We start from the raw sequence: 26,211 nt of genomic DNA, 5'->3' as shown, positions 1-26,211 counted from the left end.
AATAAAAGCAAGAGACCCAACGCCATCTGGGATGTTGTACGCCGGTTTTTTTTATGCTTTCCTAATGTTACCTCACCTTTTTAAAGGAAGAACAGGTTTGACAGCCTCATTACAACACTATCTGGTGATTACCGCTCTGGGCGCAGACCGCCCCGGCATCGTAAACACAATCACTCGCCACGTCAGCAGCTGCGGCTGCAACATTGAAGACAGCCGGTTGGCCATGCTCGGCGACGAGTTCACGTTTATAATGCTGCTTTCCGGCTCGTGGAACGCGATTAACCTGATCGAATCAACGCTGCCGTTAAAAGGAGCCGAGCTGGATTTGCTGATCGTAATGAAGCGCACCTCCGCCCGGCCGCCGCAGGCGATGCCGAATACGGTTTGGATCCAGGTAGAGGTGCCGGACTCGCCGCATATCATTGAGCGCTTTACCGCGCTGTGCGACACGTGGAATATGAATATCGCCGAACTGGTCTCCCGTACTCAACCGGGCGAAGATGAAGATAAAGACGCCGCTCAGCTATTTATTCAAATCACCGCACACAGTCCTGCCTCGCAAAACACGACAAATATCGAGCAAGCGTTCAAAGCCCTATGTACAGAACTGAGCGCACAAGGCAGTATTAACATCGTTAATTATTCACAGCATGATGAACAGGATGGAGTTTAACCAATGACCCCACTGAAAGCCGGTGATATCGCACCGAAATTTAGCTTACCGGACCAGGACGGCGAGGAAGTAAATTTAACCGACTTCCAGGGACAGCGTGTTCTGGTTTATTTTTACCCGAAAGCCATGACCCCGGGCTGCACCGTACAAGCGTGCGGTTTACGCGATAACATGGACGACCTGAAAAAAGCGGGCGTCGAAGTTCTGGGTATCAGCACTGATAAACCAGAAAAGCTGTCCCGTTTTGCCGAAAAAGAGCTGCTGAACTTTACGCTGCTGTCTGATGAAGATCATCAGGTCTGCGAACAGTTCGGCGTCTGGGGCGAAAAATCATTTATGGGGAAAACCTACGACGGTATTCACCGTATTAGCTTCCTCATTGATGCTGACGGCAAGATTGAACATGTGTTTGATAACTTCAAAACCAGCAATCACCACGACGTCGTGCTGAACTGGCTGAAAGAAAACGCATAACGTCTAAATGAAAAACGCCGGGGGATAATAAATCGCCCGGCGTTTTTTTTGAGTCAATCAGCGTGTCACTCGTCTTCAATAACCATTCCGTCAGGCCAGGCGTGAACCACCGCCTTGATTAACGTCGCCAGCGGAATCGCGAAGAATACCCCCCAGAAACCCCACAGCCCGCCGAAAATCACTACCGACAGAATAATCACCAGCGGATGTAAATTCACCGCCTCCGAGAACAGCACCGGCACCAGCAGGTTGCCATCCAGCCCCTGAATAATCAGGTATACGGCAAAAAGGCTCCAGAACTCAGTGCCCGCGCCGAACTGGAACAACGCCACGCCGATCACCGGAATGGTGACCACAAAAGCGCCGATATACGGGATTAACACCGAGAATCCTACCAGTACGGCCAGCAGCAGCGAGTAGTTGAGACCAAAGAGAATGAAGCCTATCCAGGTGGCGACGCCGACGACAATCATCTCCAGCACCTTGCCGCGGATATAGTTGGTAATCTGCTGGTTCATCTCCTTCCACACCTGCCCCGCCAGGCCGCGATTACGCGGCAATACGCGGCGTACGGCATTCAGCATCTGCTGTTTGTCTTTCAGCAGGAAGAAGACCATCAGCGGAACCAGGACCAGATAAACCGCCAGCGTCAGCAGGCCCACCAGCGAGGCGAGCGAATACTTCACCACCGAATCCCCCACGGTCAACATGCGAGTGCGCACATTTTCCGCCATCGCATCGATGATGCCGGCATCCACCAATGCCGGATAACGCCGCGGCAGCGTGGCGGCGAAATCGGAAAGCTTATTCAGCATGCCTGGCATATCGCGGATGAGATAAATACCCTGTTGCCAGGCCACCGGCATCACCACAAAGGCCATCAACAGCAAGATACCGACAAAAAGCACCAGCACCAACGACGTGGCCCAGGTTCGCGACAAACCGATACGCTCCAGGCGAACGGTCGGCCATTCCAGCAGATAGGCCAGCACGATGGCGACCAGCAGCGGCGCCAGCAGCCCGCTGAAAAAGAACATAATGCCGAAGCCGGCCAGCAGAATAACCAGCAGCGCTATCGCTTCCGGATCGCTGAAACGACGACGATACCACTGCATTAACATCTCAAGCATAAACCCTTCCCTGAAGCGCAAATCGCCACAATCCGGGGAATTGTATCTAAGTGTCACAAAAAAGACTTCGCTTTTTATTGGCTATGACACAAACCTGCACAACTGTGCGAATATCATATTTTCAACGCCATCAACCACAGCTAAACTCGCAGAATCTGCGGCACGGGAACATTGGGCCGCGCAACCGGTCAAACTGGCACACCCACATTACAGGACAGAGGTTATGTTCAGGCAGTTAAAGAAAACGCTGGTGGCCGCCGCCGTCGCGTCGTTGACGCTGGGGACGATATTACCTGCCGCCGCTGACTCGGCGGATACGCTGCCGGATATGGGCACCTCGGCAGGAAGCACGCTTTCCATCGGGCAGGAAATGCAGATGGGCGATTACTACGTGCGCCAGCTGCGCGGTAGCGCGCCGCTGATAAACGACCCGCTACTGGTGCAATACATTAACGGGCTGGGCATGCGCCTGGTCGCCCACGCTAACTCAGTGCGTACGCCGTTCCACTTTTATCTGATTAATAACGATCAGATTAACGCCTTTGCTTTCTTCGGCGGCAACGTAGTGCTGCACTCGGCGCTGTTCCGCTACGCGGATAACGAAAGCCAGCTTGCCTCGGTAATGGCGCACGAAATCTCCCACGTCACCCAGCGCCATCTGGCGCGCGCGATGGAAGATCAAAAACGTAGCGCGCCGCTAACCTGGGTCGGCGCGCTGGGCTCTATTCTGCTGGCGATGGCCAGCCCGCAGGCGGGGATGGCGGCATTAACCGGCACCCTGGCCGGCACCCAGCAGGGAATGATTAGTTTCACCCGTCAGAATGAAGAAGAAGCCGACCGCATCGGTATTCAGGTACTGCAGCGCTCCGGGTTCGATCCGCAGGCGATGCCGGCTTTTATGGGTAAATTACTCGACGAATCCCGCTATTCCAGCCGCCCGCCGGAAATGCTGCTCACTCACCCACTGCCGGAAAGCCGTCTGGCCGATGCCCGTAACCGCGCCAATCAGATGCGCCCGGTAGTAGTCCAATCCTCGGCGGATTTCTATCTCGCTAAGGCCCGTACCCTCGGTATGTACAACTCCGGGGAAAATAAGCTCGGCAGCGATCTGCTTGACGCCTGGTCAAAAGGGAATATCCGCGAACAGCACGCCGCGCAGTATGGCCGCGCGCTACTGGCCATGGAGAGCAATAACTACGATCAGGCGCGCAAAGCGCTCCAGCCGCTGCTCGGCGCCGACCCGCAAAATCCCTGGTATCTGGATCTCGCCACCGATATCGATCTTGGGCAGAAAAAGACTACCGACGCGATTAACCGTCTGAAAAACGCCAAAGAGATCCGCACCGATCCGGTCCTGCAGCTGAACCTGGCCAATGCCTATCTGCAGGGCGGACAGCCGGCGGAAGCCGCGACCATTCTCAACCGCTACACCTTTAATAACAAGGATGACGGCAACGGTTGGGACCTGTTGGCGCAGGCGGAAGGCGCATTGGGTCATCGCGACCAGGAGCTGGCGGCGCGGGCCGAAGGCATGGCGCTGGCCGGTAGGCTTGACCAGGCCATCTCGCTGCTGAGCAGCGCCAGTTCGCAAGTGAAATTGGGCAGTTTGCAGCAGGCGCGCTACGACGCTCGCATCGACCAGCTGCGCCAACTGCAGGAAAGATTCCGCCCCTATCAGAAAATGTAAGGAGACCACATGTCTGACGCGGTAAAAATTTACCACAACCCTCGCTGCTCGAAGAGCCGTGACACGCTCAGCCTGCTGAAAGCTAACGGCATCGACCCTGAAGTGGTGCTGTATCTGGAGACGCCGCCGGATGCCGCGACGCTGCGCCAGCTGTTGAAAATGCTGAATATGAGCAGCGCCCGTGAACTGATGCGCCAGAAAGAAGATCTGTATAAGTCGCTCAATCTCGCCGACCCACAGCTCAGCGAAGAGGCGTTGATTAAGGCTATGGTCGAGAACCCGAAACTCATCGAACGGCCCATCGTGGTCAGCCACGGCCAGGCACGTATCGGCCGCCCGCCGGAACAGGTACTGGAAATCGTCAGCTAATCCCCTACGCGCCGCCGGTCTTGCCCGCGGCGCGATTTTTTCAACATAAGGAGACGCTGATGACTATTGCAGAATATCTCGAGCAGCAAGGGCTGGAGCGCGGTTTGCTTCAGGGACGGCAAGAGGGCCGGCAAGAAGGCCGGAAAGAAGAAGCACAGCGTATCGCCGCCGCGATGTTACGTAGCGGTCTCGCCCCAGCGCTGGTGGCGCAGCTAACCGGGCTGGCAGAGCAGGAACTGGCGTCGCTTTCGGCCTAAAGCTTCAGGATCTCTTTAACAAATGGGATCGTCAGTTTTCGTTGAGCGGTAATTGACGCGTGATCGAGCTGATCGAGCGTCATAAACAGCGAGCGCATTTCTCTATCCAGACGCTTGAGCAGGAAACGGCAGACATCTTCCGGCATCTCGAAACCGCGCAGTCTGGCGCGCAACTGCAGCGCCTGCAGCTTATCTTCATCCGACAGCGGCTGTAGCTTATAGATTTGCCCCCAGTCAAGGCGCGAGGCGAGATCCGGCAAGCCAAGATGCAGCTGTCGCGGCGGGCAATCGCCGGTGATCAGCAGGCGAGTTTTACCTGATTCGAGAATACGGTTATAGAGGTTGAAAATAGCCATTTCCCAGGGCTCATCCCCGGCCACGCACTCGATGTTATCGATGCACACCAGCGCCAGTTGCTCCATGCCGTCCAGCACTTCCGGCACGAACCAGGTGCGCTTATCCAACGGCACGTAGCCGACGGCATCGCCACGCTGGGATAGCTCAGCGCAGGCGGCATGCAAAAGATGGCTACGCCCCGCGCCTTCGCGTGACCAGATATAGATGTATCCGCTGTGTTCCTGCCGCAACACGTTCTGCAGAGCGGCAAGTAGGGAAGGATTATCACCCGGCCAGAAACTCGCGAACGTTTCGTCGTCAGGAAGATACAGTGGCAAAGAGAGCTGTGCCGGAGCGTTCAGATGGACCTCAACATAGGCTTACAGAAAAACGCGAAGAGTTTAACACAGTTTTAGGTCCGGAGAGAACCGGGCAGGATCGCTGCCCGGTATGAGGATCGTTATTTCGCTTCTTCGCTATCCGCGGCGTCCAGCACCACTTCTTCCGGACGCAGGACGCTGATCAGTTTAAAGATCAGGCTCAGGCAGATACCGACGATCGTCGCCAGCGCCATGCCTTTCAGCTCCGCCGCGCCAATATGCACCTTCGCGCCGCTCACGCCGATGATCAGGATGACTGAGGTCAGAATCAGGTTCTGCGCTTTGCTGTAATCGACTTTTGATTCGATCAGCACGCGGATACCGGATGCGCCGATCACCCCGTACAGCAGCAGAGAAACGCCGCCCATCACCGGAACCGGGATAATCTGGATCGCCGCAGCCAGCTTGCCGACGCAGGAGAGCAGAATCGCGATAATCGCCGCGCCGCCAATAACCCAGGTACTGTATACCCGGGTAATCGCCATCACGCCGATATTTTCCCCGTAGGTGGTGTTTGGCGTTGAGCCAAAGAAACCGGAGACAATCGTCGACAGCCCGTTGGCGAACATCGAGCGGTGCAGACCCGGATCGCGGATAAGATCGCGCTTAACGATATTGGCGGTCACCACCAGGTGCCCCACGTGCTCGGCGATCACCACCAGCGCGGCAGGCAAAATGGTGAAAATGGCAAACCACTCAAAGCGCGGGGTGTAGAAGGTCGGCAGTGCAAACCAGTGCGCTTCGGCGATAGGCGTCGTATCGACAACGCCCATCACAAAGGAGAGCGCATAGCCCACCAGCACGCCGATAAGAATCGGGATAATCGCCAGGAAGCCGCGGAACAGTACGGAACCAAAAACCGTCACCGCCAGCGTCACCATCGAAATAATAATGGTTTTGCTATCGGGCGATTGGCCGTCAGCCGGCAGCAGCCCGGCCATGTTCGCCGCCACGCCCGCCAGTTCCAGGCCGATAACCGCCACGATGGCGCCCATCGCCGCCGGCGGGAACATCACATCCAGCCAGCCGGTACCGGCTTTTTTGACAATAAAGGAGACGATGCAGAACAGGACGCCGCACATAATGAAACCGCCGAGCGCTACTTCATAACCCAGCGGCAACAACAGCAGCACCGGGGAGATAAAGGCGAAGCTCGACCCCAGATAGGCCGGAATTTTGCCTTTACAGATAAAGAGGTACAACAGCGTACCGATGCCGTTAAACAGCAGTACGGTAGCCGGGTTAATGTGGAACAGGATAGGCACCAGAACCGTTGCGCCAAACATGGCGAACAGATGTTGCAAACTAAGCGGGATTGTCTGTAAAAGCGGCGGTCTTTCACTCACCCCGATTGCACGGCGCGTCATAATATTATCCTCTGAGAGTCGTTTGTTATTTGTTGTGGGCGTGATTTATTCAAAAAAAAGCCGACTCTCAAAGTCGGCTTTTTATCACTTCATCATTTATTTGGTACCGAAAATCTTATCGCCGGCATCGCCGAGGCCCGGAATAATGTATCCGTGCTCGTTGAGGCCCTGGTCGACGGAGGCGGTGTACAGCTCGACGTCAGGATGCGCTTTCTCCAGCGCGGCAATGCCTTCCGGCGCCGCCACCAGCACCAGCACCTTAATGCTCGAGCAGCCCGCTTTTTTCAGCAGGTCGATGGTCGCGATCATCGAACCACCGGTTGCCAGCATCGGGTCAACCACCAGCGCCATACGCTCGTCAATGTTTGAAACCAGCTTCTGGAAATAAGGAACCGGCTCCAGCGTTTCTTCATCACGGTAGATACCAACAACGCTGATACGCGCGCTCGGCACGTGCTCCAGCACGCCTTCCATCATACCCAGACCGGCACGCAGGATAGGCACCACGGTAATTTTCTTACCTTTAATCTGCTCAACTTCGACCGGACCGTTCCAGCCTTCGATAGTGACACGCTCGGTAGCGAGATCGGCGGTTGCTTCGTAGGTCAGTAAGCTACCAACCTCTGAGGCGAGTTCACGGAAGCGTTTAGTACTGATGTCATGCTCACGCATCAGGCCCAGCTTGTGTTTGACGAGTGGATGTTTCACTTCCACGATCTTCATTCTCTTTCTCCTCTGAGGGGCAGCCACAAAAAAAATCGCGGGATTATACCGCTTTTTGCGGATTGCGCCATACCCATCTTGCTTGACGTATATCAAACAAAGTGATTTATGGATTGTTACACATTATAAAACAAACAAAAAAAGCCGGAGGTTCCCCTTCGGCTTTTATCTTTGACAAGGCTATGCTAGTTGGCGATTACAGATTTTCGCCGTTACTGGCAATAACCTGCTGATACCAGGCAAAGGATTTTTTACGGCTGCGGGCCAACGTGCCGCGACCGTCGTTATCTTTATCGACAAAGATAAATCCATAGCGTTTTTTCATCTCGCCGGTACCGGCGGAGACCAGATCGATACAGCCCCACGGGGTATACCCCATCAGATCGACGCCATCCTCCACTACCGCTTTTTTCATTTCGGCAATATGGGCACTGAGATACTCGATACGGTACTGGTCGTCCACGCTGCCGTCAGCTTCACGCACGTCAATGGCGCCAAAGCCGTTTTCAACGATAAACAGCGGCAGCTGATAGTGATCCCAGAACCAGTTGAGCGAGTAGCGCAGACCAACCGGGTCAATCTGCCAGCCCCAATCCGATTTCTTGACGTAGGGATTGGAGACCAGGCTGGTGCTTTCGTCGTAATCCAGGTGCGGATTATCGTCAGTCGCTTTGGTGGCGAAGGACATGTAGTAGCTAAAACCAATATAGTCGACGCAACCCTCTTTTAACGCCAGGCGATCGGCGTCGGTGATATCCAGCGTAAAACCGCGGCGCGCGAAGTAGTTGAGCAAATGCTGCGGATAGCGGCCACGCACGTGCACATCGGTAAACCAGTAACGACGATGCATAGCGTTCATCGCCATCATGATGTCGTCCGGCGCGCAGGTGAGCGGATAGATTGGACACATCGCGATCATACAGCCAATCTGCAGGTCCGAATTAATCTCACGTGCCGCCTTTACCGCCAGCGCGCTGGCCACCAGTTCATAATGGGCGGCCTGAAACATCACCGGCTCACGGTCTTCTCCGGGCTGATACTTCAGGCCGGAGTTGGTAAAGGGGGCGAAATCTTCATGGAAGTTGGCCTGGTTGTTGATCTCGTTAAAGGTCATCCAGTACTTCACTTTGTGCTGATAACGGGTAAACACCACCTTCGCAAAGCGGACGAAGAAATCAATGAGTTTACGGTTGCGCCAGCCGCCGTATTCAGTCACCAGGTGGTAAGGCATCTCAAAATGGGAGAGCGTGATCACCGGTTCAATACCATATTTCAGGCACTCATCGAACAGATCGTCATAGAATTGCAGGCCCGCCTCATTGGGCTCCAGCTCATCGCCCAGCGGAAAAATGCGCGTCCAGGCAATTGAAGTACGGAAACACTTAAATCCCAGTTCGGCAAACAGCGCCACGTCTTCTTTATAACGATGATAAAAATCAATCGCCTCATGGTTGGGATAGTTATGGCCGGGCAGTACGCCGTCGGTGATCGTTCGCGGCACCCCATGGGCGCCTGCGGTCATCACGTCAGCGACGCTAATCCCCTTCCCTCCTTCTTGCCAGCCGCCCTCAAGCTGATGCGCCGCAACCGCGCCGCCCCACAGAAAACCTTCTTTGAATCCGGACATATACTCTCCCTATAGACGATCGTTATGCGCTTTTCACCAAACAGAAACCGGTTTCATTGGCATAATGGTCATTCATTAAAGGCGAGGCAAGCAGAAGACTGTACCCGGTTTCATTTTCGTGAACAGTATCAAATTTGCTCATCTCTAAGCCGTTTTAAATCGAGTGTAAAGCAGGCTCGCAAACGTTTGCTTTCCCTGTTAGAATTGCGCCGATTTTTCTTGCTACCGCAAACGCGTGGAGACTTCGCAGTGACCGATAAAACCTCTCTCAGCTATAAAGATGCCGGCGTGGATATTGATGCAGGCAACGCTCTCGTCGACCGTATTAAGGGCGTGGTGAAGAAAACCCGTCGCCCGGAAGTGATGGGCGGACTGGGCGGATTCGGCGCGCTGTGCGCTCTGCCGCAGAAATACCGCGAACCGGTACTGGTCTCCGGTACCGACGGCGTCGGCACCAAGCTGCGTCTGGCGATGGACCTTAAACGTCACGACACTATCGGTATCGATCTGGTCGCCATGTGCGTCAATGACCTCGTAGTTCAGGGCGCCGAGCCGCTGTTTTTCCTCGACTACTACGCGACCGGTAAACTGGACGTGGATACCGCGGCAAGCGTGATAAGCGGCATCGCCGAAGGCTGCTTACAGTCCGGCTGCGCGCTGGTTGGCGGCGAAACGGCGGAAATGCCGGGTATGTACCACGGTGAAGATTACGACGTGGCCGGTTTCTGCGTCGGCGTGGTAGAAAAATCAGAAATCATCGACGGCAGCAAAGTGGCTGACGGCGACGTACTGGTCGCCCTTGCCTCCAGCGGCCCGCACTCTAACGGCTACTCGCTGGTGCGTAAGATTATCGAAGTCAGCGGCGTTGACCCACAAACCACCGACCTCAACGGCAAACCGCTGGCCGACCATCTGCTGGCGCCGACCCGCATTTATGTCAAATCGATTCTGAATCTGATTGCCAACGTCGACGTCCATGCTATCGCTCACCTTACCGGCGGCGGCTTCTGGGAAAATATCCCGCGCGTACTGCCGGACAACACCCAGGCGGTGATTGACGAGTCCTCCTGGCAGTGGCCGGAAGTCTTCAACTGGCTGCAAACCGCCGGTAATGTCAGCAGCCACGAAATGTACCGCACCTTTAACTGCGGCGTCGGCATGCTGGTCGCTCTGCCGGCAGCCGAGGCGGATAAAGCCATCGCCCTGCTGAACGAGCAGGGTGAAAACGCCTGGAAAATCGGTTACATCAAGGCATCCGATGCCGAACAACGCGTGGTCATTGAATGAAAAACATTGTGGTGCTGATTTCCGGTAACGGCAGTAATTTACAGGCGATTATTGATGCCTGCGCCCGGAAGCAAATCAACGGCACCCTGCGTGCGGTATTCAGCAATAAGGCTGAAGCATTCGGCCTTGAGCGCGCCCGCGAGGCCGGTATTCCGGCCTTTGCGCTCTCGCCGAAAGCGTTTGATAGCCGCGAAGCCTTCGACCGCGAGCTGATGCAGCAAATCGATGTCTTCCAACCCGATCTGGTGGTGCTGGCGGGCTACATGCGTATCCTTAGCCCAGCGTTTGTTGGCCACTATCAGGGGCGCTTGCTGAATATCCATCCTTCTCTGCTGCCGAAATATCCAGGGCTGCATACTCATCGCCAGGCGCTGGAAAATGGTGATGAGGAACATGGCACCTCGGTGCATTTCGTCACCGACGAACTCGACGGCGGGCCGGTGATCTTACAGGCTCGGGTGCCGGTATTTCCGGAAGACAGCGAAGATGACGTTACCGCCCGCGTTCAGGCGCAGGAGCACGACATCTACCCGCTGGTGGTGAGCTGGTTTGTTGATGGCCGCCTGCGTATGGAAGCTAACTCTGCGTGGCTGGATAATCGCAAGCTGCCGCCGCAGGGCTATGCCGCCGAAGAATAAGTTCGACCTGCCCCGGAGCATTCGCCGGGGCAACTTCCTCTCTTATTTCCTCGCTAATTATCGCCGTTTTCCAGACACAGCGCGTTGGGGTTCCAGGCTGCCGGTAACGGTATCGGGCGCTGATAATCAAACTCGCGCAGTGTCAGGCCCGCAACGCCGTTAGCATACAGTATCGGCAAACCGCCGGGATAAGGCTCAACACCCCAAACGCGGCCGCTTTGCGGATTCAAACACCAGGCGTTATCAATCCCCATCCCGGTCGGCGACATCGGATTGCACGGCGGGCGGATATCATAAAGCCCCTGCTCCGCTGCCAGGTTCAGCTTCTGGGTTAGCTGCACGCCGTCAAACAGAATACGCCGGATCTGGCCTGGCGTTTCACTATGTAGGTTTATCGCGCCTTCGCACTCGCCAACCAGCCCGCGGAACTGGATCTGTGAGATTTCGCCGGGTTCAATCGCCGGATCGCGGCGGCGCGCGGAAAGGAAAACAGGGTCCGCCTCGCCCCAGTGACAGGCCGGCGCGCTCACGCAATCAAAAGCAATGCTGCTAAAAATCATCCGCCGTAGCCGCCCGCCGTCGCGGGATATCAGGCCGATGCCGCGATTGGAGTCAAAGATAGTGCAGTTACTCACCAGCACATCCTCAATATCCTGCCAGGTTTCAGTACCGATTTTAAAGGCGCAGCTTTTCGAGCGCAGCGTGCAGTTAACAATGGTTACCTGACGCAACGGTCGCTGGATGCGCTCAGGTTTATCGGTGGTCTTCAGACAGATGGCATCATCCGCCGCGCTGAAATAGCTATTGGCGATATGTACCTGCTGGCAGCTGTCGATATCCAGCGCATCGGTATTAGCCATCGTCAAATCATTGTCAACGGTGACACCGTCAACCACCACGCCCGTGCAGGAGACCAGATGAATTGTCCACATCGGGGCATGTCGTACGGTGATGTTCTCCAGCCGGACGCGACGGCAATTTTCCAGCAAAATGATCCTCGGGCGCGCCGTGGCTGGCGTGCGGTAACCCATGGCATCAACGCGACGGGAAAACCAGCCGTCAGCGCTGCCGTAAATCTCACCGCCGCCGCAGATGGTAATATTCTGCGCATCCACAGCATACAGAAAGGCCCGATCTGACGATTCCGCCCGGCTCAGCGCCGTCGCCTGGGCAAAGTCATCATAGTTTTCGCTAACGATAAGCTCGGCGCCCGGCGACAGCCACAGACAGGTGTTCGAGCCTATCCGTAAACCGCCGAGCGCGTACCTGCCGCAATCAACCACCAACCGGCCGCCGCCCGCCTGCGCCAGTTCGTCCAGCGCCTGTTGAAAGAGTTCGGTATCAGGCGTCACGCCATCCGCATGGGGATGGCGCTGCGAAAGATAAATGTTCATAGCATGTCCTGGAAAATCAACGTGGAGGCTATCTCACCATCTCTCTCACTCTCAGCGTAGGGTCGAAAGCGATATCGCGGAAATATCTGCGTACCCTTTCACAATCGCCGTCACGACCAGGGGCAAAACGTGATAACACCCGCAAACTTTACCCCTGACAAAAATGAAAAAAGGGTCCGCATCACATTTAAGGCCTGATTCAACCACAGAAAACGTGAGGCGCATCGCGGGGTTTATTTCATTTTGTCGCCATTTGGCATGCTGCTCGCAGAACGGTACGAAAAACCGTCTATCGGGATTTTCGCCCCCATCTCCCTCTTTTACTGTGCAACCTCTCATCCCTGATAAAAGAGATACGCGCATGACGAGGACAGTAACCCCGCAACGAGAAGTCAAAACCCGCAATATCCTCTGCTGGGGGATGGGCGATATTTTCGGCAGCGGCGCGATGACCATCACCGGCCTGTGGCTGCTCTACTTTTATATTGAAGTCGCCGGGCTCTCGCCCGCCGCCGCGGCCTCTATTTTCGCCATCGCCAAGATTTGGGACGGCATCACCGACCCGGTAATGGGCTACATTACCGACAACATTCGCACCCGTTGGGGACGGCGACGGATCTTCTTTATTGTCGGCGCGCCGCTATCGCTCTGTTTCGCTCTGATGTGGATAAGTGGTTTTGGCTACGCCTGGTACCTCGGTACCTATCTACTATTCAGCACCGTCTTCACCCTGCTGATGGTGCCTTACGATACGCTGCCTGCAGAGATGACCGCGCGCTATGATTTGCGCTCGAAAATGTCCGGGGCACGAATGCTATTTGCTCAGGCGACAGCCTTTCTCGCGGCGTTAATCCCCGGACAAATCATGGCCCACATCGACGATAAATCGCAGGCGTTTCTCTATATCGGCATTATCTTTGCCCTGCTTTTTGCCTTGCCGTGGATCTTCGTCTGGCGCGGTACCTGGGAACGTGAGCATCTCCCACCACCGCAGACGCAGCAAGGTTTAGGTAAAACGCTGCGCTCGCTGTATCGGGAAATGGCCTCTACCTTCCGTCTGCGGACCTTCCGTATCCATATCATGATGTACGTCGGCGGCGCGGTAGCGCTGGATATTTTCGGCTCGCTGTTTATGCACTACATGACCTACGTGCTACGTGTCGGCACCTCGCTGGCTTCGCAGGCCATGAGTCTGATGACGCTGTTTCAATTCTTCGCGATCCCTTTATTTACCTGGCTTTGCATCCGCGTCGGCAACGGCAACGCCTATAAGGTCGCCATCGCGCTGATCCTCTGCGCGCTACTGTGGTTCAGCCAACTAACCGCTTCTTTCAGCCATCTTTCCTGGCTGCTGCTCGGCGGCGCAATCGTGATGGGCATCGCCCGCGGCGGCACCTATCTCATCCCATGGAATGTCTACAATTTCCTGCCCGATATCGATGAAGCCTACACCGGCGTGCGCCGCGAAGGGATCTACGCGGGGGTGATGATGCTGACGCGCAAATTCTCCCAGGCGCTGGCGCTGTTTATCGTCGGCCTGGCGCTGGAAACCTTTGGATTCACCAAAGGCGCCGAAACGCAGAATACCGCCGCGCTGAATGGTATCTGGTGGGTATTCCTCGTTGGCCCCGGCCTGCTGGCCTTACTGGCGATGTATGGCGCTTTTCGTTTTCGCTTGAGCCAGCCGCGACATCAAATCCTGATTAGCGAACTGGAGCGTCTGCGCGCCGGTGGTCATCCACAGGATGCCAGCCCGCAGACCCGCGAAACTATCGAGCTACTGACCGGCCATCCTCATCGCAACGATCGCTGGCAACACGCCGCCGTTTCTTCTCAAGGAAATCACTATGTCGCAGAAAAACAACCGTCCTGAATTACAATCACTCATCGAAGCGCTAATCGGCAACTTAACCGCGATTACCGATGATAGCGGCGAGTATTTGCAGCGGCTGGCAGATGGCCGGGTGGTTGACACTAAAGGTTGGGACGGTTGGGAGTGGACGCATGGCATCGCCCTGTTTGGCCTGTTTCGCTACCAGCAGTTGACAGGATCGCTTCGGGCTCGTGAACTTATCGACAGCTGGTTTAGCGCCCGTTTCGCCGAGGGTACGCCGGAGAAAAACATCAACACCGCTTGTCCGTTTTTAACCCTGGCGCTGTGCTATCAACAGACGCCGCGCAGCGACTGGCGCGCCTATCTGGAAAGCTGGGGAGATGCTATATATCGCCAGATGCCGCGTACCGAAGAGGGCTGCCTGCAACACGTCACCTATGAGAATCCCCATCATCAACAAATTTGGGACGATACGCTCATGATGGCGGTACTGCCGCTGGCGATGCTCGGCAAGATGTTTGGTAAACCGCGCTGGGTAGAAGAGGCGAAATTTCAGTTTTTGCAGCACCTGCACTATTTAAGCGACCACCAAAGCGGCCTGTGGTTTCACGGCTGGCATTTCAACGGCAGACACCATTTCGCCGGCGCGCTGTGGGCTCGCGGCAATAGCTGGATAACGCTGGCGATACCTGAGCTACTGGAGATGCTCGCGCTCGACGAGCACGATGCCTTTTACCGCCAGTTGCAAAATACTCTGCAGATTCAGGTCAGCGCCCTTGCCCGCTGCCAGGCCGAAAACGGCCTATGGCCGACGCTGCTCAACGACCCCGATAGTTATCTGGAAGCCTCTGCGACGGCGGGGTTTGCCGCGGGTATTTTTAAGGCGGTGCGCCTCGGCTACCTCGACGACGCGTTTCTGCCGGTCGCCGAGCGGGCCTGCCGGGGTATAATCGAACATATCTCACCGCAAGGAGAGCTAACGCAGGTGTCGTTTGGCACAGCGATGGGCCGCGACCTCGACCACTATCGTAACATCCCCCTGACCGCCATGCCCTACGGCCAGGCAATGGCGATACTGTGCCTGGTTGAAGCGCTACACCGCACGCTTTAATACGGCTATCTGAGCGCCGTCAGTTCGGTGCTCAGGCTATCCGCCAGATGACGTGCTCGTACGGGATCGAACATCACGTAAAACGCCGGCGAGGCCTCTCCTGTCTGCTGACAAAGCGTTTCCATTTCCGATGCGCAGCGATACAGCGCCTGCACGTTGATATGACAAATTTCCCGCATGCTCCAGCTGTTTTCCACCTCTCGGGCGAAGTGCAGGGTAAAGAAGGCCTTTTGCGCGTGGGTAAATGTCTGGCAATAGAGCGCCAGTCCCTGCCACTCTTCACGCCACCGAAGCGCCAGCGCGGCGGGAAAATCCGCCGTGAGAGCGAACGCTTGCGCCGCTTTCCCCAACTGCTGCGCGCTGGCTGCGACGTCATCTTTTTCTTGCGCGATTTGCGTGAGATTCGCCATCGATTTCTGCGGATCGTCACGGTTGAAGTGGATATCGTGCGCCGAACCGGGTAACCAGTGACTGCGCGCCAGTTGTCCGTAAAGGCTCCACACCGCCTGGCCGTAGCTTTCAGGCAATTGGCTATGGCGATGGAACACATGGTCTCGCACATATATTGACTGATAGAGCGTCTGCGTCGCCTGCTCAAGCAGCGACTGGAACTGCTGTGCGACATCGGCTGGCGGACACCAGCCGTAACGCTGCGCCAGCCATTGCACCAGTAACTGCTGCTGATTTTTTGCCGCCCCTTCGCCCAGCAATTGGCTGCAGGCGAAGAGGTTACATTCGCTTAACGTCGCAGGGATCCAGTGATTATCGATACTTTCCCAACTGGTTTTACAGATAGCGCCGGTAATGCGCGGATTGCGGCTCTGGCACCACAACAGTCGCCCCTGTAGCTCATCAATACGTAAAAACGGCATGACTCCCCATCCCACTTCCTCGCCGGCAAGATCGATATCGATCCATACATCTCGCGTCTGCACCGCCAGCAGCGCCGGATTATTAGGGAATGCAGGCCAGAAACGTTCCGGCGTGAGTTTTATCGATACCGAAACCGCAGGCGGCAGCGGTTCAATCGCATCCAGCACGGCGCTGAGATCGTCATTGCTGGCCGGGAAAACGCGCAGTACCAGATGTTTATTTTGCGCGGCTACCGCCTGACTCAGGGCATTAAAGCAGCGGCGATACAGCATCAAGCTTTGCGCGGGCTGGCGGGGATCGTCGTGTTGTCTGGCCCACTGCGGGTGAGAGATTGGTAATAAGCCGTCGGTACTGGAGAGCGCGATAATCAAACCGGTGAGCGCTGGCACGCTTTGGCACACGGCGCGGATTTTGTCAGTTAACCAGCGGCTCCAGAAATCGACATCGAAACGCACCCCGCGCGGGGTATCCAGCAGTTCCGGATGCGCTAATAACAGTTCGGTTGGAAAGCTAAGTTCTTTCGCCTGCAGATAAAATCGCAACCCCTGTTCGCGGCAGCGTAACGCCAGGCGATTGAGATAGATACAGCGCGCTCGTTGTTGGCTCGACAACCGGTCGTTATAGTCAAACGGCGTATACCCCTGTGGCGAAACCAGCTTGCCAAATAGCTCGGCCTGCCCCACCACCACGGTATTAAAATCATGCTCAAGTGCGTATTCAATCAACCGGCAGGCCGACGGCCAGTGCCAGATATCCTGGTTGTTAAGCTCCAGCGCCCGCGTTTCCCACATCGTTTCGCCCTCCATTTCGCCCCTGACTGAACATAACGTAAGCAAACAAACGCGTCCGCTTTTTCCTGACATCTGATTGAAAGAAAACTGTCATATTGCTTTGACATAGTTGGACATTCAATGGCAAAGCTCGCCATAATGAAAAAGCGACGTCAATGATCCGGAGTGTGAGTTGTAATGGGCCAGGAAAAGCTATACATCGAAAAAGAACTCAGCTGGTTGTCCTTTAACGAGCGCGTACTTCAGGAAGCGGCGGACAAGAGCAACCCGCTTATCGAGCGCATGCGCTTCTTAGGAATTTACTCCAACAACCTTGATGAGTTTTACAAAGTGCGCTTCGCCGAACTTAAGCGACGCATTCTTATCAGTGAAGAACAAGGTAGTACCGCCCATTCACGTCATCTGTTAGGCAAAATCCAGGCCCGCGTGCTAAAGGCCGATCAGGAATTTGATGGTCTTTACAATGAACTGCTGCTGGAAATGGCGCGTAATCAGATCTTCCTGATTAACGAACGCCAGCTGTCCGTTAACCAGCAGTCCTGGCTGCGCAACTACTTCAAACAGTATCTTCGCCAGCATATTTCGCCGATTCTGATCAACCGCGAGACGGACCTGGTTCAATTCCTGAAAGATGATTACACCTATCTGGCGGTGGAGATTATCCGCGGCGACACCATTAATTATGCGCTGCTGGAGATTCCATCTGATAAGGTGCCGCGCTTTGTGAACCTGCCGCCGGAAACGCCGCGACGCCGCAAACCGATGATTCTGCTGGATAACATTCTGCGTTACTGCCTGGATGATATCTTTAAGGGCTTCTTTGACTACGATGCCCTGAATGCATACTCGATGAAAATGACCCGCGATGCCGAGTACGATCTGGTACACGAAATGGAATCGAGCCTGATGGAGCTGATGTCCTCCAGCCTGAAGCAGCGCTTAACCGCCGAGCCGGTACGTTTTGTCTACCAGCGCGATATGCCGGACGCGATGGTTGAAATGCTGCGCGATAAGCTCTCCATCTCCAACTACGATTCAATGCTGCCGGGCGGGCGTTATCACAACTTTAAAGACTTTATCGGTTTCCCGAATGTTGGCAAGGCCAATCTGGTCAACAAACCGATGCCGCGCCTGCGCCATCTGTGGTTCGATAAATTCCGCAACGGCTTTGACGCCATTCGCGAACGCGACGTACTGCTCTACTACCCATACCATACCTTCGAGCACGTGCTTGAACTGCTGCGTCAGGCCTCGTTCGACCCGAGCGTGTTGGCGATCAAAATCAATATCTACCGCGTCGCTAAGGATTCACGGATTATCGATTCGATGATCCACGCCGCCCACAATGGTAAAAAAGTGACCGTGGTGGTTGAACTCCAGGCTCGCTTCGACGAAGAGGCCAATATTCACTGGGCCAAACGTCTGACAGAAGCCGGCGTACACGTTATCTTCTCGGCGCCGGGGCTGAAGATCCACGCCAAGCTATTCCTCATTTCGCGCAAAGAAGGCGATGAAGTAATACGCTATGCGCATATCGGCACCGGCAACTTCAACGAGAAAACCGCTCGTATCTACACCGACTATTCACTTCTCACCGCCGACGCGCGCATCACCAATGAAGTTCGTCGCGTATTTAACTTTATCGAAAACCCTTACCGGCCAGTTAGCTTCGACTACCTGCTGGTGTCGCCGCAGAACTCGCGTCGTCTGCTGTATGAAATGATCGACCGCGAAATCGCCAATGCGCAGAATGGGCAACCGTCCGGAATTACGCTTAAATTAAATAACCTGGTCGATAAAGGGCTGGTGGACAGACTCTACGCCGCCTCCAGCACCGGCGTGCCGGTGAACCTGCTTATCCGCGGCATGTGCTCGCTGATCCCCGGTCTTGAGGGAATAAGCGAAAATATTCGCGTTATTAGTATCGTTGACCGTTTCCTTGAGCACGACAGGGTCTATTGTTTTGAAAACGGCGGTGATAAACAGGTGTGGTTATCCTCCGCCGACTGGATGACGCGCAATATCGACTATCGTATCGAAGTCGCCGTACCGCTGCTGGACCCGCGTCTGAAGCAACGCGTACTGGATATTCTCGATATCCTGTTCAACGATACCGTAAAAGCGCGCTATCTTGATAAAGAACTGAGTAATCGCTACGTGCCGCGCGGCAATCGTCGCAAAGTACGCGCACAGATGGCGATTTACGATTATCTCAAATCACTCGAACAACCCGATTAACCTATGCCAATAAACGAAAAAACCCCTCGGCCGCAGGAGTTCGCTGCGGTCGACCTTGGTTCGAACAGTTTTCATATGGTGATCGCCCGTGTCGTCGACGGGGCAATGCAGATCATCGGTCGCCTGAAGCAACGCGTCCACCTGGCCGATGGCCTGGATGAAAACTCGGTGTTGAGCGAAGAAGCGATTACTCGCGGACTGAACTGCCTGTCGCTGTTTGCTGAACGTCTGCAAGGGTTCTCCCCTTCCAGCGTTTGTATCGTCGGGACGCATACCCTGCGCCAGGCGGCCAACGCGGCGGACTTTCTCAAACGAGCGGAAAAAGTTATTCCTTATCCCATCGAGATAATCTCCGGTAACGAAGAAGCGCGTCTGATTTTTATGGGCGTTGAGCATACGCAACCGGAGCGCGGTCGTAAGCTGGTTATCGACATCGGCGGCGGCTCGACTGAGCTCGTGATCGGCGAAGATTTCGAACCCCGCCTGGTGGAAAGCCGACGTATGGGCTGCGTAAGCTTCTCCCAGGCCTATTTCCCCGGCGGCGTTATCAATAAAGAAAACTTCCAGCGCGCGCGCCTGGCGGCGGTGCAGAAGCTGGAAACGCTGGCATGGCAGTTCCGTATTCAGGGATGGAACGTGGCGCTGGGCGCCTCTGGCTCCATCAAAGCCGCGCATGAAGTGCTGATCGCCATGGGGGAAAAAGACGGATTTATTACGCCTGATCGCCTGGAAATGCTGGTTAGTGAGCTGCTGAAGAATAAAAACTTCGATTCATTAAGCCTGCCGGGATTGTCGGAAGACCGCAAAGCGGTATTCGCTCCGGGCCTGGCGATTTTGTGCGGGGTATTCGACGCGCTGGCGATCAAAGAGCTGCGCCTGTCCGACGGCGCCCTGCGCGAAGGCGTGTTGTACGAGATGGAAGGCCGCTTCCGCCACCAGGATATTCGCAGCCGAACGGCCCAAAGCCTGGCGAACCAGTACAATATCGATCGCGAACAGGCGCGCCGTGTACTGGAGACCACCACTCAGATGCTGGAACAGTGGCAGGAACAAAACCCGAAACTGGCGAATCCGCATCTGTCTGCCCTGCTGAAGTGGGCGGTAATGCTACATGAAGTGGGGCTGAACATTAACCACAGCGGCATGCATCGCCACTCCGCCTATATCCTGCAAAATAGCGACTTGCCGGGCTTTAATCAGGAGCAGCAGATGCTGATGGCCACGCTGGTGCGCTATCATCGCAAGGCTATCAAGCTGGATGATTTGCCGCGTTTTACCTTGTTCAAGAAAAAACAGTTCCTGCCGCTTATCCAACTGCTGCGTCTGGGCGTGTTACTGAACAATCAGCGTCAGGCGACGACGACGCCGCCAAAACTGACATTGAAGACGGAAGCCAACCACTGGACCTTAATTTTCCCGCACGACTGGTTTAGCCAGAACGCGTTGGTACTGCTGGATCTGGAAAAAGAGCAACAGTATTGGGAAGGCGTGCCGGAATGGCTGCTGAAAATTACTGAAGAAGAAGCGTAAAGCTGACATCTTTGACTAAAACGGCCGGGTCATACGCCCGGCCGTTTTTTATGCGACTTCAGCCGCACAGGCCAACTGTTCTATCGGAACCGGCATACCAATGTCATAGCCCTGCATATAATCAATCCCCAGAGAAATCACCGCCTGGCGGATCTCCGGCGATTCCACATACTCCGCCACTACCTGCATATTTTTGATTTGCGCCAACCGGCAAATCGACGCCACAACCTGATAATCCAGGCTACTGGTCACCAGATTACGGATAAAGCTCCCATCAATTTTCAGCATGTCGACGTTGAGCGTTTTCAGCCGCGCATAGCTGGCATAGCCGGTCCCGAAATCATCAATCGCCACCCGGCATCCCAACTCCTGCAACCGCGCGAGCGTTTGTTGCGCCTGCTCCGGATTACTGAGCGAGTGATTTTCCGTCAGTTCAAAAATAAGCTGCCACGGCTCGATATTATAATGATGCAACATTTCCTCGACTTCGTCCGGGAACCGGCTGCGGCTGACCGAGACTGGCGACAGATTGATGGCCAGACGCATGCCTGGCAGCGTATGTCGATTATCGTTCATAAAAGCCAGCGTATTGTCGATAACCCAGCTGTCGATGCGCGAAGCCAGGCCAAATTCGTGCGCCGCGGGCAAAAAATTATCCGGCGCAACCAGTTCGCCCTGCTCGCCCACCATACGCAACAGGACTTCATGATAGCTATCGCCACGCATGCCGATAATGGGCTGCGCCATCAGCCGAAAGCGATTCTGTTCCAGCGCCTGCAGGATCTGGTTCATCATGGACACGCGTTCTTTTAATCCCTGCTGGACGTGAACGGCGCCGCGGCGCTGCACGTTTTCCGGGTGGCCGCTGGTTAACGACATATCGGCAATATTATTCAGTTCGCCGAGCAGTAAATACAGATGCTTGACCGGAGAGCGCACGTTGCAATAGCTGATCCCGACGGGCGGCTGCAGCGGAATACCATCCCAGATGAAACGGAACTGCTTAATCCGCTCATCCAGCATCACGATGCGTTGTTGATGATCGTCGCTATTCAGGCGTACCACCAGATCATGGCCCGAAAGGTGATAGACCATTTCATTCGGCTGCAGCATGTGACTTAAGTATTCCGACAGCTGCTGCTTATACTGAATGCGTAGCATCACGCCATAGTGCCGACCAAGCAACTCCAGCTCCGGCATGCGTAAAAAGCATAGTACCGACCAGGTCGAGTGGTTTAGCGCTCGGCTCAGGGCCCGTAAATTTGGCATATGAACGACCGGGTCGAGAAAGGCCATCCTACGAACCCGACGGTGGATCATCCGCTGCTGCGTCGCCAGCATCGCCATATAAGCGATAATAAAGGAGAAAACCAGGTAGCTGGAGGAGGTAATCGCCAGCTGGTTATTGTAGATCGGGGAAAATGGCAGATAGCTGTAATGAAAATGGATAACCAGAATTAATATCGGCGGCCACACCAGGGAAATAAAACGATAACCGAAACGCATCGCTCCCCATAGCATGACCGGCATAAGTAATGAAAGTGTATAATTTGTGCTAAATATCGTGCTGTTGGCATTTAACGGCATGAATAATAAAGCCAGTATTATTAACAATACTATTGCCCAGACAATAATTTCCAGCGGTTTTATTTTTTGGTCGATTTGTAAACGTACCTGGGATATAAAGCCGCGTAAGTGTAGCGGATTACGAATAACGCGAAGCAAAAAATAGCACAGCGGCACGCCGGTCAGACAACCGACCATCAGCGCCTGAAAAGTGATTAACGATCGTAAACTAAATGGCGTCGTCCCAACCAGTTCCGCCGCACGCGGATGCAGGCCAAGATACTCAGCAAGTTGAGAAATAATGAGAAAAATCACCGAAGGCAGCAGCATTTGCCAGAACAACCGATACGGCATCAGGGCAACATTGCCGTGGGAAATCTGCTGACGGCGCGGAACGAAAATACGATACCCGCCCCAGCACAACACCGCGGGGATCAAAAAATGAAATAACACACCGATGGCTTGCTCAAAGGTCATGCCGCGCGTAATGGTCAGCAGCAAACCGATAACGATGCCCGGCAGCGCCGCCCAGCCAAAAAAAAGCATCAGGCTTAATACTAGCGCCAGTGGAAGGTAATACAGGAAGACGGTATGACCGTTAAGATTTGCAAATGTATTCGCGGCGCGCGCCAGTGGCAACAGCAGCGTAGGCAGGATGAGCGGTAGCGCCCACCATTTATCCTGATATCGTTTGTATAGTTTAATAATACTCATAGATGCTCGACAGATTACCCCAACTCCTGCGGAGTATATTCAGACAGGCATCCAACCCGACCAGGCTAACCGCGAAAGTAATAACGATGCGGAACAGATGGACGATTTTAGTGAGCAATGGAATCAAGCAATTGACGCAAATCAATAAACTATTTAGCTAATATTAATAAAACTTATTTTTTTGCGACCTCGTGCAACAACCAAAATCTGTGTAAATACGATGTTCATCTTATATAACATTAAGTAATGTTTTAGCACTACGATTTTTACACCGCCGACAATTGACCCCACCGCTATACTATGACTTAATACCCCCATCGCCCGTCTTCGGGTATACTTCAAGGAACCTTTTGTGAGTCAGGCACCCAGTATGCGTAAACGACATCGATTTAACCGTCGCATGACCCGTATCGTACTACTTATCAGTTTTCTCTTCTTCTTTGGACGCTTTGTCTACTCCTCTATCGGTGCCTGGTACCATCATCAGGACAAACAAGAGTCGCAGCAATCGACCATCACCATTGATGCTCCGGCGACGCCAACGACTCCAGCCCAGGAATAACGCCTACGGCAAAATTTTTAGTTGTTGCAGCAGACGCAGCATCTCCGCTATCCCTTTGTTGATAACTTTATCCTGACGCATCACCACGCCCAGTTGGCGATAGAGCCGCGGCGATAGCGACTGTATACGTATTCCGGTGCGGTCATCTTCATCCGCCACCGCCATCTTCGGTACGATACTGTATCCCAGACCGGCACGCACCATACGCTTGATAGCCTCAATGCTACCGAGTTGCATCACCGGCGCCGAGTTTACCCCGGCAGCGCGAAACCAGCCATCGATTAGCCCACGGGTCCCGCTGCCGGCTTCAAATGCTATTAGCGAAAGTGCCTGTAGCAGTGAAGGCGTCACTTGCCCCACTAGCGGTTCATCATCGTTGGCAGTAATAAATACAAACTCTTCCTCCAGCACTGGCGTTACCGCCAGGCTGCGGCCGCTGGCAGGTAAGGTCACCAATCCCAGATCAAGCCGGCTCTCTTCCACCGCACGTACAATGTCAAGCGTATTACCGGTCGTGACGCCAACCGTTAACAGCGGATGCTTCTCGCGTAGATGGCGCAATAGCGGCGGCAGCAAATGAATACAGGCCGTCGCCCCGGTACCGAAGCTCATCGTGCCGTGCACTTCATGGTTAAACTCAGCCACCGACTGCACCGCCGTATTCACCGCCTGCTCAATAATTTCACTATGGGCCAGTAGCGCCAATCCGGCGGCAGTGGCTTTGATCCCTCGGCCGGTACGCTCAACCAACCGCGTCTTCAGGAACTGCTCAAGCTGGCGAACCTGCTGGCTTACCGCCGGCTGCGATATTCCCAGTACATCAGCGGCGGCGGAAAAACTGCCGCGCTGCGCCACCAGCCGAAAGGTCGTCAGATTTACCAAATTCAGCATCGTCATCACAAAGTTTCTCTTATGCAGGCTATAAGCCCCAGGGACTGCCTGCACAATAGCGCGCGCGATATGCTGCCGACAACTGCATAACGCTTTGGAATTCAATGAAAACGTCAACCTTGCCTGCCACCGCGCCTCTTTCCCTTACTCTCGCAGCCGGCGGCAACCAGCTCATCAACTGGGGGATCGTTTTTTATATGCCCGGTACCTTTGCCGGCGCTATTGCTAGTGATACTGGCTGGGGCGGAACGGAGATCTATCTCGGTTTGACCTTCGCCATGCTGATGATGGCGGCGATCTCGCCTTTTATCGCCCGCCTGTTGGCCTGGTTTGGCGGTCAGCGGGTGGTGTTCATCGGTTCATTAACCATCGCGGCAAGCTGCCTGGCTATGTCGCAGGCAGACTGCCTGATCTTCTGGTACGTCGCATGGCTACTGGCCGGTGTCGGTATGCGGCTGGCGCTATACGATGCGCTGTTCGCCGCGCTGGTTAACCTGTATGGTCAACGCGCGAGAATGACTATTTCACGGGTGACCTTGGCTGGAGGACTGGCCTCAGCGATATTCTGGCCGCTGGGCACCGCGCTGCTCGCGCTAATGGGATGGCGTGGAGCGCTGGTAATCTACAGCCTGTTTGGCTTGTTTAGCGCACTACTGCTGTGGCGGATGCCTAATCAACGCTTGCCCGACCGGAGCGCTCATCAGGAGAAAGTGCCGCTTTCCCGCCGCAACCAGCACATAGGCCTGCTGTACGCCTCGCTTATCGCTTTGGTCACCTTTATTTCTAACGGCACATCCACCCATCTGCCTGAGTTTATCGCCAGCTACGGTCTGCCGGTAACGATAGGCGTACTATGGGGCATCGGACAGACCGGCGCCCGCTTTCTGGAGGTGATTTCAGGAGCGCGACTCACCCCACTCCGGCTAACGCTGTTGACCACAGCGCTATTGCCGCTCTGCTTTTTACTGGGCCTCAACGCCACCTCGCTAAGCTGGACCGTTGGCGGTTTTGTTTTCGCCTACGGGGCAATTAACGGCCTGACAACGGTATTTAAGGCAACATTACCGTTGCAGCTATTCGCAGCGGAAGATTACGCGCGGCGTACCGGACGGCTGCTGATCCCAGCGCAACTGCTGGCCGCCGTCTCGCCATTTGCCTATGCCTGGCTAAATCAACATCTGGGGATAGAAAGGAGCCTTGCTATTTCGGGTCTATTATCGCTGGTCGTACTGGGGCTGGCGCTGAGAATCGGCTGGCTGCAGCGGCCGCAGGTTGTACGTATAAGTCAGAGACAAAGTGAAGAGAGGGTATGAAAAAGCCTCTGTAAAACACACACATTTAGGACTATCAGGCCACTATCAGACGATTAAACAGCAGCTGCTGGACGTCCTGACGATGTGCCAGGATCGCATGCGCGGTCACTAACGTTCCGTGTACGGAATACAAAACCCGGTAGCCTTCAGCGTGATTAAACTCCCGGTATTTGGCGCAGCCAATTTTCAGCAATTCGGGGCAAATCTGGCAGCCCAAGGGGAACTGGCCTACGGTGCTCTCAAACTGTGTAAGAATATCTGCGATAACCCAACCGAAATTTATTACATGGTACTTTTTCAAACCTGAATTCAAAACCAGAGAGTACCATCAAAAATTCCATTGAAAAAACCGTGCTTCCCATTGCTAACAGCTGCCAGAAAGTGCCAGACATAAAAACAAAAAAGCCCGCAGTTACGCGGGCTTAGAGGTACTTTACTGCTTTTAC

At 54.8% G+C, this 26,211-nt stretch carries 21 protein-coding genes and 2 pseudogenes; 13 read left to right on the top strand and 10 right to left on the bottom strand.

Annotated features, from left to right (window positions below; translation table 11 throughout):
- Positions 1 to 97: 97 nt before the first annotated feature.
- Positions 98 to 673 carry a glycine cleavage system transcriptional repressor gene (locus PGQ95_RS19510; RefSeq protein WP_430919068.1) on the top strand — a complete coding sequence of 192 codons (576 nt, stop codon included), beginning with the start codon at positions 98 to 100 and terminating at the stop codon, positions 671 to 673.
- 3 nt (positions 674 to 676) lie between these two features.
- Complete coding sequence (bcp, locus tag PGQ95_RS19505) at positions 677 to 1,147, top strand: thioredoxin-dependent thiol peroxidase (RefSeq protein WP_015365462.1); 471 nt, start codon at positions 677 to 679, stop codon at positions 1,145 to 1,147.
- A gap of 65 nt (positions 1,148 to 1,212) precedes the next feature.
- Here bcp and PGQ95_RS19500 read toward each other — a convergent pair whose 3' ends face one another.
- Positions 1,213 to 2,277, bottom strand: a complete 1,065-nt coding sequence (locus PGQ95_RS19500; RefSeq protein ID WP_087858424.1) for an AI-2E family transporter — start codon at positions 2,275 to 2,277, stop codon at positions 1,213 to 1,215.
- A gap of 223 nt (positions 2,278 to 2,500) precedes the next feature.
- Here PGQ95_RS19500 and bepA point away from each other — a divergent pair, with 223 nt between their 5' ends.
- The 3 genes and pseudogenes from bepA to PGQ95_RS19485 form a co-directional block, all read left to right on the top strand.
- Entirely contained in the window at positions 2,501 to 3,964 is a 1,464-nt protein-coding gene (gene bepA / locus PGQ95_RS19495; protein WP_015703149.1) for a beta-barrel assembly-enhancing protease, read from the top strand.
- 9 nt (positions 3,965 to 3,973) lie between these two features.
- Positions 3,974 to 4,333, top strand: coding sequence for an arsenate reductase (glutaredoxin) (gene arsC, locus PGQ95_RS19490; RefSeq protein WP_047043470.1), 360 nt, complete (start codon positions 3,974 to 3,976; stop codon positions 4,331 to 4,333).
- Between the two features lie 26 nt (positions 4,334 to 4,359).
- Positions 4,360 to 4,590: pseudogene (locus tag PGQ95_RS19485) on the top strand (ISNCY family transposase); the annotation flags it as partial.
- Here PGQ95_RS19485 and PGQ95_RS19480 read toward each other — a convergent pair.
- From PGQ95_RS19480 to PGQ95_RS19465, 4 genes are all read right to left on the bottom strand, one after another.
- Positions 4,587 to 5,288, bottom strand: a complete 702-nt coding sequence (locus PGQ95_RS19480; protein WP_026612247.1) for a DnaA inactivator Hda — start codon at positions 5,286 to 5,288, stop codon at positions 4,587 to 4,589. The pseudogene PGQ95_RS19485 and the gene PGQ95_RS19480 sit on opposite strands and share 4 nt — an antisense overlap.
- A gap of 98 nt (positions 5,289 to 5,386) precedes the next feature.
- Positions 5,387 to 6,673 carry a uracil permease gene (gene uraA / locus PGQ95_RS19475; RefSeq protein ID WP_015370403.1) on the bottom strand — a complete coding sequence of 429 codons (1,287 nt, stop codon included), beginning with the start codon at positions 6,671 to 6,673 and terminating at the stop codon, positions 5,387 to 5,389.
- 96 nt (positions 6,674 to 6,769) lie between these two features.
- Complete coding sequence (gene upp, locus PGQ95_RS19470; protein WP_015370402.1) at positions 6,770 to 7,396, bottom strand: uracil phosphoribosyltransferase; 627 nt, start codon at positions 7,394 to 7,396, stop codon at positions 6,770 to 6,772.
- 196 nt (positions 7,397 to 7,592) lie between these two features.
- Positions 7,593 to 9,023 (bottom strand): 6-phospho-beta-glucosidase, encoded by a 1,431-nt coding sequence (locus tag PGQ95_RS19465; RefSeq protein ID WP_045379879.1) that lies wholly within the window; start codon positions 9,021 to 9,023, stop codon positions 7,593 to 7,595.
- A gap of 249 nt (positions 9,024 to 9,272) precedes the next feature.
- On the opposite strand from PGQ95_RS19465, the gene purM reads away from it, so the two are divergent.
- Both purM and purN read left to right on the top strand, forming a co-directional pair.
- Positions 9,273 to 10,310 carry a phosphoribosylformylglycinamidine cyclo-ligase gene (purM, locus tag PGQ95_RS19460; RefSeq protein ID WP_020078194.1) on the top strand — a complete coding sequence of 346 codons (1,038 nt, stop codon included), beginning with the start codon at positions 9,273 to 9,275 and terminating at the stop codon, positions 10,308 to 10,310.
- Positions 10,307 to 10,948, top strand: coding sequence for a phosphoribosylglycinamide formyltransferase (gene purN / locus PGQ95_RS19455; RefSeq protein WP_015370398.1), 642 nt, complete (start codon positions 10,307 to 10,309; stop codon positions 10,946 to 10,948). The genes purM and purN overlap by 4 nt, the downstream gene beginning before the upstream one ends.
- Positions 10,949 to 11,001: 53 nt before the next feature.
- Here the strand turns inward: purN and PGQ95_RS19450 are convergent, their stop codons facing one another.
- Entirely contained in the window at positions 11,002 to 12,342 is a 1,341-nt protein-coding gene (locus PGQ95_RS19450; protein ID WP_430919066.1) for a glycoside hydrolase family 28 protein, read from the bottom strand.
- 421 nt (positions 12,343 to 12,763) lie between these two features.
- Here PGQ95_RS19450 and PGQ95_RS19445 point away from each other — a divergent pair, with 421 nt between their 5' ends.
- A complete protein-coding gene (locus PGQ95_RS19445; RefSeq protein ID WP_430919097.1) occupies positions 12,764 to 14,215 on the top strand; it encodes an MFS transporter in 1,452 nt (483 codons plus the stop codon).
- Entirely contained in the window at positions 14,190 to 15,287 is a 1,098-nt protein-coding gene (locus tag PGQ95_RS19440; RefSeq protein ID WP_430919064.1) for a glycoside hydrolase family 88/105 protein, read from the top strand. Before PGQ95_RS19445 ends, PGQ95_RS19440 begins: the two co-directional genes overlap by 26 nt.
- 5 nt (positions 15,288 to 15,292) lie before the next feature.
- Here PGQ95_RS19440 and PGQ95_RS19435 read toward each other — a convergent pair whose 3' ends face one another.
- Entirely contained in the window at positions 15,293 to 16,951 is a 1,659-nt protein-coding gene (locus tag PGQ95_RS19435) for a hypothetical protein (protein ID WP_430919095.1), read from the bottom strand.
- A gap of 177 nt (positions 16,952 to 17,128) precedes the next feature.
- Here PGQ95_RS19435 and ppk1 point away from each other — a divergent pair, with 177 nt between their 5' ends.
- Both ppk1 and ppx read left to right on the top strand, forming a co-directional pair.
- Entirely contained in the window at positions 17,129 to 19,189 is a 2,061-nt protein-coding gene (ppk1, locus tag PGQ95_RS19430) for a polyphosphate kinase 1 (RefSeq protein ID WP_087858416.1), read from the top strand.
- A 3-nt stretch (positions 19,190 to 19,192) separates the two neighbouring features.
- On the top strand, positions 19,193 to 20,719 hold the full coding sequence (gene ppx / locus PGQ95_RS19425; RefSeq protein ID WP_087858415.1) for an exopolyphosphatase: 1,527 nt from the start codon (positions 19,193 to 19,195) through the stop codon (positions 20,717 to 20,719).
- A 48-nt stretch (positions 20,720 to 20,767) separates the two neighbouring features.
- Here ppx and PGQ95_RS19420 read toward each other — a convergent pair whose 3' ends face one another.
- The gene (locus PGQ95_RS19420) at positions 20,768 to 22,999 is read right to left on the bottom strand and encodes an EAL domain-containing protein (protein WP_087858414.1); all 2,232 of its coding nucleotides are present in this window, start codon (positions 22,997 to 22,999) and stop codon (positions 20,768 to 20,770) included.
- Positions 23,000 to 23,369: 370 nt separating this feature from the next.
- Between PGQ95_RS19420 and PGQ95_RS19415 the strand changes: the two genes are divergently transcribed.
- The gene (locus PGQ95_RS19415; protein ID WP_015370389.1) at positions 23,370 to 23,561 is read left to right on the top strand and encodes a YfgG family protein; all 192 of its coding nucleotides are present in this window, start codon (positions 23,370 to 23,372) and stop codon (positions 23,559 to 23,561) included.
- A 3-nt stretch (positions 23,562 to 23,564) separates the two neighbouring features.
- Here PGQ95_RS19415 and PGQ95_RS19410 read toward each other — a convergent pair whose 3' ends face one another.
- A complete protein-coding gene (locus tag PGQ95_RS19410) occupies positions 23,565 to 24,458 on the bottom strand; it encodes a LysR family transcriptional regulator (protein WP_087858413.1) in 894 nt (297 codons plus the stop codon).
- Between the two features lie 98 nt (positions 24,459 to 24,556).
- Between PGQ95_RS19410 and PGQ95_RS19405 the strand changes: the two genes are divergently transcribed.
- Positions 24,557 to 25,765 (top strand): MFS transporter, encoded by a 1,209-nt coding sequence (locus PGQ95_RS19405; RefSeq protein ID WP_087858412.1) that lies wholly within the window; start codon positions 24,557 to 24,559, stop codon positions 25,763 to 25,765.
- A gap of 34 nt (positions 25,766 to 25,799) precedes the next feature.
- On the opposite strand, the pseudogene PGQ95_RS19400 reads toward PGQ95_RS19405, so the two are convergent.
- Positions 25,800 to 26,033 (bottom strand): annotated as a pseudogene (locus tag PGQ95_RS19400) (type II toxin-antitoxin system RelE/ParE family toxin); the annotation flags it as partial.
- Positions 26,034 to 26,211: the final 178 nt, after the last annotated feature.

Origin of the sequence: Klebsiella sp. 141240, from assembly GCF_050600805.1 — a bacterium.
In the GTDB taxonomy this organism is placed as follows: domain Bacteria; phylum Pseudomonadota; class Gammaproteobacteria; order Enterobacterales; family Enterobacteriaceae; genus Klebsiella; species Klebsiella aerogenes.
The sequence above is the reverse complement of the archived record's forward strand: the minus strand, read 5'-3'. Positions and strand labels throughout refer to the sequence as shown.

Coding starts and splice junctions, on each gene's coding strand:
- bcp (WP_015365462.1), top strand. CDS start 677: ATGACCCCACTGAAAGCCGGTGATATCGCACCGAAATTTAGCTTACCG.
- PGQ95_RS19500 (WP_087858424.1), bottom strand. CDS start 2,277: ATGCTTGAGATGTTAATGCAGTGGTATCGTCGTCGTTTCAGCGATCCG.
- bepA (WP_015703149.1), top strand. CDS start 2,501: ATGTTCAGGCAGTTAAAGAAAACGCTGGTGGCCGCCGCCGTCGCGTCG.
- arsC (WP_047043470.1), top strand. CDS start 3,974: ATGTCTGACGCGGTAAAAATTTACCACAACCCTCGCTGCTCGAAGAGC.
- uraA (WP_015370403.1), bottom strand. CDS start 6,673: ATGACGCGCCGTGCAATCGGGGTGAGTGAAAGACCGCCGCTTTTACAG.
- upp (WP_015370402.1), bottom strand. CDS start 7,396: ATGAAGATCGTGGAAGTGAAACATCCACTCGTCAAACACAAGCTGGGC.
- PGQ95_RS19465 (WP_045379879.1), bottom strand. CDS start 9,023: ATGTCCGGATTCAAAGAAGGTTTTCTGTGGGGCGGCGCGGTTGCGGCG.
- purN (WP_015370398.1), top strand. CDS start 10,307: ATGAAAAACATTGTGGTGCTGATTTCCGGTAACGGCAGTAATTTACAG.
- PGQ95_RS19450 (WP_430919066.1), bottom strand. CDS start 12,342: ATGAACATTTATCTTTCGCAGCGCCATCCCCATGCGGATGGCGTGACG.
- PGQ95_RS19445 (WP_430919097.1), top strand. CDS start 12,764: ATGGGCGATATTTTCGGCAGCGGCGCGATGACCATCACCGGCCTGTGG.
- PGQ95_RS19440 (WP_430919064.1), top strand. CDS start 14,190: ATGTCGCAGAAAAACAACCGTCCTGAATTACAATCACTCATCGAAGCG.
- PGQ95_RS19435 (WP_430919095.1), bottom strand. CDS start 16,951: ATGTGGGAAACGCGGGCGCTGGAGCTTAACAACCAGGATATCTGGCAC.
- ppk1 (WP_087858416.1), top strand. CDS start 17,129: ATGGGCCAGGAAAAGCTATACATCGAAAAAGAACTCAGCTGGTTGTCC.
- ppx (WP_087858415.1), top strand. CDS start 19,193: ATGCCAATAAACGAAAAAACCCCTCGGCCGCAGGAGTTCGCTGCGGTC.
- PGQ95_RS19420 (WP_087858414.1), bottom strand. CDS start 22,999: ATGAGTATTATTAAACTATACAAACGATATCAGGATAAATGGTGGGCG.
- PGQ95_RS19415 (WP_015370389.1), top strand. CDS start 23,370: ATGCGTAAACGACATCGATTTAACCGTCGCATGACCCGTATCGTACTA.
- PGQ95_RS19410 (WP_087858413.1), bottom strand. CDS start 24,458: ATGACGATGCTGAATTTGGTAAATCTGACGACCTTTCGGCTGGTGGCG.
- PGQ95_RS19405 (WP_087858412.1), top strand. CDS start 24,557: ATGAAAACGTCAACCTTGCCTGCCACCGCGCCTCTTTCCCTTACTCTC.